This window comes from Lactobacillus sp. (genome assembly GCF_051873315.1).
GTDB lineage: Bacteria > Bacillota > Bacilli > Lactobacillales > Lactobacillaceae > Lactobacillus.
This window is the reverse complement of sequence record NZ_JBJEES010000126.1, coordinates 1-6,218: the sequence shown is the minus strand read 5'-3', so window position 1 is coordinate 6,218 and position 6,218 is coordinate 1. Positions and strand designations below refer to the sequence as shown.

Genomic DNA, 6,218 nt, shown 5'->3' with positions numbered 1-6,218 from the left:
AAAGTACGAACCATTTGGCAAGTGAATGAGTATTCGTTGTCGTACCAAGCAACAGTCTTAACAAGTTGCTTGTCGCCTGCAGTGATAACTTGGGTTTGAGTTGGGTCGAAGATTGAACCAGCAGTCATGCCCAATACGTCAGTAGAAACGATTTGGTCTGCGTTGTAAGCAAATGATGGGCTTTCGTACTTCTTCATAGCTGCGTTAACTTCTTCAGCAGTTACCTTCTTGTCCAAGATAGTAACAAGTTCAGTTTCTGAACCGTCCTTAACTGGAACACGTTGTGCGTGGCCGTCAAGCTTGCCGTTCAATTCTGGCAATACCAGACCGATGGCCTTAGCTGCACCAGTTGAGTGAGGAATGATGTTTTCAGCAGCGGCACGAGCGTTGCGGAAGTTGTTGCCTCTGTCAGGACCATCCAAAACCTTTTGAGTTGCAGTGTAAGCGTGGATAGTAGTCATAGTACCAACTTCGATACCGAATTCCTTGTTCAAAGCGTTAGCCATTGGAGCAAGTGAGTTGGTAGTGCATGAACCAGCTGAAACGATAGTGTCGTCAGCAGTCAAAGTGTCTTGGTTTACTGAGTAAACGATAGTCTTCAAGTCGTTGCCGGCTGGAGCTGAGATCAAGACACGCTTTGCACCAGCGTCAAGGTGGGCTTGTGACTTAGCCTTGCTAGTGTAGAAACCAGTACATTCAAGAACGAAGTCAACGCCGTCGTTCTTAACCCAAGGAATGTTTTGAGCTTGTGGTTCAGCGTATACGCGGTACTTCTTGCCGTCTACAACCAGTGAGTCTTCAGTAGCTGAAACTTCGTGGTCGAAAGTGCCGTGAGTTGAGTCGTACTTCAACAGGTGAGCCAACATAGCTGGAGTAGTCAAGTCGTTGATAGCAACAACTTCGATGTCCTTGGTTTCTTCACCCAAGTCCATGATACGACGGAATGCCAAACGACCAATACGGCCAAAACCGTTAATACCAATCTTAACTGTCATATTCGAAAAGTCCTCCTTAAGAACTATAAACAACATTTTATTTTAAGCGGGAAGACCCGTTTAAAATCTGATTTGCGGCTGCCTCATCAGTGATAAGCCAGGTTTGATGAGGAGCGTTGCGCATATAGGCCTTGATAGCCTTGGCCTTTCTCGTGCCAAGGGCAATTGCCAGAATATGCGGGACGTTCGTTAGGTTCTCGAACTGCAATCCAACCTGTCTGATGCGTTCGACAACGTGGCCTTCTTCATCGAAGAAACATCCAAAACATTCGGTGACGGCCTTGTTCTCCCGCAGACGGGCCAGGGCAACAGAATCGTAGCCCCGCCTCCTGGCCATTTCACTGGCCAGGCCAATGCCATGAATCACGACATCGCTTTGGGAGATATCCTGCAGCACCCCGCTGATTTCCGGATCCCGGACCAAAGAACGGTAAGCGTCCTTGGAAACATGTTCCGGTAAAAAGAGGGATTCGTAGCTGCCGCCAGTCGCCCGGGCCATTTCCTGAACAACCGCGTTGCTTTCCGTGTTGACCCGACCGCCCAGCGCCCCTCTGCCAGGGACGAAGATCAAGCTCCGGTTCTCACTCAAGCTGCGGTTCAGCTTCTTAGCCACTTTGGCGATTGTCTTGCCACCCATGACGGTGACAATGCAGTCTGCCAGAGGCAAGAGCAAATTCAAGGCTGAATTCAGCTCTTCGCCCGCCAGGTCATAAACCCGGCTTTGCAGGTCCGCGTCGCCAGCCACGATAATTGTCCGATCAATTCCTAAAGCCTGAGCCAACCATACTTCTGCTTGGCTGGCATTAAAAAGTCGATCAACAATCGGTGCTGCATCTTTTACAACACTCTCTCCTTTTTCAGTCAAGAACATCCCGAAATTCTTGATTTCGATCAGACCCTGGTCACGCAGGTAATCAGTTTCAGTCCGGATGTTCCGTTCGCTCAGCCCCAGCTGCTTGGCCACCGTCCGGCGGCCGATCGGAGCATGCAGGCTGACCTGTTCAAGGATGAGATATCTTTGTCGAAAGATCTTTAAAGCATCGGGAACAAGCAGTTCGAGCAGGGATAAATCCGTGTTCAAAGTAACCATCCTTCTAGTGGGACGTTTTCCGACCATGTTGTTGTCGTTTCCTGTCCCACATTGCTTAAAAATATAAGAGAAACAAGACTTCGCTTCAATCTCCATTTCTCTCTCGACACTCTTAGTATAACAGAATTCGCTCCGTATGCAAGTTTTTTTCTGACCCTGCCCGGGCAAAAAGCCTGTTTTATAACTTTCTTGACCTTTTTCGCAGATACTTTACAAGTTTTTACAATTTTTTTGCTTTTCCCCCTTCCCATTCTCTGAATCTCTGCTATAATTAATAACTGTGATTGGGACCCTTAGTGTAATGGATCGCACGCAAGATTCCGGTTCTTGAAATCTGGGTTCGACTCCCAGGGGGTCCATCATATTAAAACCGCTGCTTTTCAGCAGCGGTTTTCTTTTTGTCTTTTTCTGTTTGTTTTGCCTTCTCTTTATCAGTCAAAGAGAGCGGCTAGATCCTGCAAAGTCAGGTCCTGCTTGGCCAGGCCTTGGTAGTCATGGGTGATCTGACCGTGGTCTAAAACCAAGAGGCGGTTGCCATACTTCAAGGCATCTTCCATATGGTGGGTAATCATCACCGCGGTGATCTTTTGAGCCCGAATCTGCTCATCGGTTGCCTCCATCAGCTTGCGGCTGGATCTGGGGTCTAAAGCCGCGGTGTGCTCGTCTAACAGCAAGAGCTCCGGCTTGTTATAAGTTGCCATAACGAAGCTCAAGGCTTGCCGCTGGCCGCCTGAGAGCTGGTCAACCGGCAGGTTCAGCTTGCCGGCCAGGTCAGGGTTGACCTTCTCCAGGGCCTTTTTGAAGGCCGGAATGTTTTCTTTCAGCCGGCGCAATTTCAGTCCCCGCTTCTGCCCTCTTTTTGACGCCAAAAGCAAATTCTCGGCTACAGTCATCCGGGGCGCCGTCCCCATCTTGGGATCCTGGAAGACCCGGGCGATGTAGCTGCTGCGCTTGACCTCGCTTTCCTTGCTGATGTCTTTGCCGGCATGCAGGATCTGCCCGCTTGTCGGCTGGATGGCCCCAGCCAAAACGTTGAGCAGGGTGCTCTTACCGGCCCCGTTGCCGCCCAGCAGGCAGATAAAGTCGCCTGGCTTGATCTTGAGGCTGAGCTTGCCCAGGATCTTGTTTTCCTCACTCGTGCCGCGGCCGACGACCACTTCCAAATCGGTCAGTTCCAGTAAATTTTGACTAGTCATGCTTAAGTCCTTTCATAAAAGTCTGCTTGAGGCGGAGTTTTTCTTCAACTTGCGGCAGCATCATGCAGGCGGCCAGAACCAGTGAAGAAATCAAGTTCAAGTTGTTTGAAGACAGACCTACCTGCAGGACCGCCAATAAAAGCAGGCGGTAGATAATGCTGCCCAGGGTCACCGCGAAAAGGCGGCTGGCCAGGCCCAGGTTTCTGAAGACAACCTCACTGATAATAATAGAGGCCAGGGCAATAACGATCGTCCCCATCCCCATGTTCACGTCAGCATAGCCGTTGCTCTGGGCGACAACTGCCCCGCAGAGGCCAACCAGGCCGTTGGAGATCATGAGGCCTGCCACCGTCATCTGCTGGGGGCTGATCCCCTGTGACTTGGCCATCTGCGGGTTGTCACCCGTGGCGATGAAGGCCTGGCCAAAGTCAGTTGACAAGAACCAGATCAAAGCGCAAGTTACCAGAACCATCAAGATGGTGCCTGCAGCAACGCTGTCAAAGTACTGGGGCAGTTTTTGCAAAAATGGCAGAGAATAGATGGTCTTTTTGCCCAAAAGGGAGACATTGGACTTGCCCATGACCATCAAGTCAATGGAGTAAATCCCGGTCATGGTCAAAATTCCGGCTAAAAGGCTGGGAATCTTGCCCTTGGTGATCAAGAGGGCAGTGACCAGGCCAGCTAAAGCTCCGGCCCCAAAGGCGGCCAAAGTGGCTAAAAAGGGGTTGGTCCCCTGCACGATCAAGCTGACTGAAACGGCAGCGCCTAAAGGGAAAGTCCCTTCCACGGTCATATCCGTGGTGTTCATGATTCTGAAACTGAGAAAGAGGCCCAGGCCCAGAAGCCCCCATAAGAAGCCCTGGCCGATTGCCGATACGATCAAATTCATAAAAATCCTCCTTGCAAATTACTTGTAGATGGTCCCCTTGGACTTGGCTTCTTTTAAGAAGCTGGCCGGAACCTTGATGCCCAGCTTCTTGGCTTCCTTAAGGTTAAGGTATGGCGTGCCGTGTTCAACATAGCGGATGGCCATGTCGCCGGGCTTTTTGCCCTTTAAGATCTGGACAGTCATCTTGGCCCCGATCAGGCCCAGCTGGTACTGGTCCACGCTGTAGGTGGCCAGGCCCCCGTCTTTAACCATGGTGCCAGCAGCCGGGAAGACCGGCTTTTTAGCCGCGTTGGCGTTTTTAACCAGGGTCTGCATGGCCCCGGCAATCGTGTTGTCAGTTGGCACGATCACCGCGTCAACCTGGGTCAGCATCTGCTGGGAAACTTGGTTCAAGTCATTGCTGTTGGAAATGGAGTAAGCCTTGTAGCTGATCCCCATCTGCTTGCAGTAGCTGACGATCTGCTTGTAGCCAGAAACGGCTGAGCTGTCGCTTGAGGTGTAGATGATCCCCAGGGTCTTCAGCTTGGGCAAAAAGCGCTGGATCAGCTTGAGCTGCTGCTTGATCGGCGCCCGGTCGCTGACCCCGGTGATGTTGCCGCCGGGACGCTTGTTGTTTTTCACCAGGCCCGCCCCCTTAGGGTCAGTCACTGCCCCCAGGACGATTGGCTTCTTTTTGGTCGCGTTGGCCAGGGCTTGAGATGACGGGGTCGTAATCCCGAAGAGGACCTGGTCCTGGCTGTTGACTAATTTTTCCGCCATGGTCTTCAGATTGCTCTGGTCATTGTTGGCGTTTTGGTAGTCGATCTTGACCTTGTAGCCCGACTTGGCCAGGCCCGCCTTGTAGCCCCGGTAAATTTCGTCCAGGGCCGGGTGGCGCATCAGGGTCAAGACCCCTACTCTGACTTCCTTGCTCTTCTGCGCTGCCGGCTTGATGTTGATAAAAAGGGCAGCTGCCAAAAAGAGATAGATTGCGGCAAAGGCCGCGAGCACCTTTTTCATTCCATTACCTCGCAAATTAAATCAAAAACTATTTTTTGAAACAAAGGGAAAAATAAAAACAAACGAACCGAAAGCAAAATAAAAAGGAGGATCCGCCTGGATCCTCCTTTACTGTCTCAAAAAGAAAAATCCGGATAGATTATTTACTATCCGGACCCTGATCAACTTTCAGCAATTCAGACAGCAATTCAAGCCAAAACAGATTGAATCGCCCCGCGAAACAATCTCTACTTGAATTGCCAGCTTTCTTTTACCATTGCTTGAAAGTTCATCTTTTTTACCTCTCGGTTAACATTTAATTTATTTTTAACTAATCTTACTGGAAAGCCTTTCCCCTGTCAAGGGGATTTTTTATTTCTTTTTACCAGTGGCCGGAAAGAATTTCCCCTCTTTGGGCCAGTTGGACATAAAGCTGGCCGCCATCGCTGGCCAGGCCTTCGATTTCCCGGTTGGAGACATGCTTCCAGGTCTTCTGGTAAGTCCCGTCAGTCTTCAGCTTGAAGATCAAGTTGTTGAAGGCCAGGTACATGTTGCCGCCGCCCACGCTGAAGCCTTGGACTGGAGAATTGCCAGCCTGCTGCTTGACAAAGTGGCTCTGGCTGGCCGTTACCTGGCTGACCTGCCAACGGTCGTTGACCAGGTTCAAGCGCCAGAATTCATAGCGGCCGTAAGCTGCATTGTGGAAGACCCCGTACATGGTATTGTCGCCCACAAAAGCCGCGTTGTGGAAGTAGCGGCCGGAAGTGCCGACGTCAACCCGGATGGTCCAGACCTTATTGAGAGTCAAGTCGCTCTTCTTCAGCTGCAGGATTTCTTCAGAGTAAAAGCCATTGCTTGCCCCGCCCGGCAGCTTGTTTTCGTTGGCCAGAACATAGATGTACTTTGCGCTTGCCCCCAGGGACTGGCCGTGGCCCAGGCGCAGGTACGGACTCACCTTGACATTTTGGGAGTAAGTCTTGAACTTGCTAAAACTCAGCTTCTTGTAAAGGTAGCTGCGCGGTGACAGGTACTGGGCCTGGTACTTGTTCAGCTTCTTCATGTTAAAGGCT

Annotated in this window: 5 protein-coding genes, 1 tRNA gene and 1 pseudogene; 1 reads left to right on the top strand and 6 read right to left on the bottom strand. The window is 50.9% G+C overall.

Annotation, left to right across the window (positions count from 1 at the left end):
• Nucleotides 1-995 (bottom strand): type I glyceraldehyde-3-phosphate dehydrogenase (gene gap, locus ACI32D_RS07350; RefSeq protein ID WP_439775933.1); only part of this gene is annotated, 995 nt, incomplete at its 3' end.
• A 37-nt stretch (nt 996-1,032) separates the two neighbouring features.
• Nucleotides 1,033-2,076: a sugar-binding domain-containing protein gene (locus ACI32D_RS07345; protein WP_439775932.1), complete on the bottom strand. Its 1,044-nt coding sequence runs from the start codon at nt 2,074-2,076 to the stop codon at nt 1,033-1,035.
• A 296-nt stretch (nt 2,077-2,372) separates the two neighbouring features.
• Here ACI32D_RS07345 and ACI32D_RS07340 point away from each other — a divergent pair.
• Nucleotides 2,373-2,444, top strand: a tRNA-Arg gene (locus tag ACI32D_RS07340).
• A 72-nt stretch (nt 2,445-2,516) separates the two neighbouring features.
• On the opposite strand, the gene ACI32D_RS07335 is transcribed toward ACI32D_RS07340, so the two are convergent.
• From ACI32D_RS07335 to ACI32D_RS07320, 4 genes and pseudogenes are all read right to left on the bottom strand, one after another.
• Complete coding sequence (locus ACI32D_RS07335) at nt 2,517-3,281, bottom strand: ABC transporter ATP-binding protein (protein WP_439775931.1); 765 nt, start codon at nt 3,279-3,281, stop codon at nt 2,517-2,519.
• Nucleotides 3,274-4,170: an ABC transporter permease gene (locus tag ACI32D_RS07330; RefSeq protein ID WP_439775930.1), complete on the bottom strand. Its 897-nt coding sequence runs from the start codon at nt 4,168-4,170 to the stop codon at nt 3,274-3,276. Before ACI32D_RS07330 ends, ACI32D_RS07335 begins: the two co-directional genes overlap by 8 nt.
• A gap of 18 nt (nt 4,171-4,188) precedes the next feature.
• Nucleotides 4,189-5,169, bottom strand: coding sequence for a tryptophan ABC transporter substrate-binding protein (gene trpX, locus ACI32D_RS07325; RefSeq protein WP_439775929.1), 981 nt, complete (start codon nt 5,167-5,169; stop codon nt 4,189-4,191).
• A 361-nt stretch (nt 5,170-5,530) separates the two neighbouring features.
• Nucleotides 5,531-6,218: pseudogene (locus ACI32D_RS07320) on the bottom strand (SH3-like domain-containing protein); the annotation flags it as partial.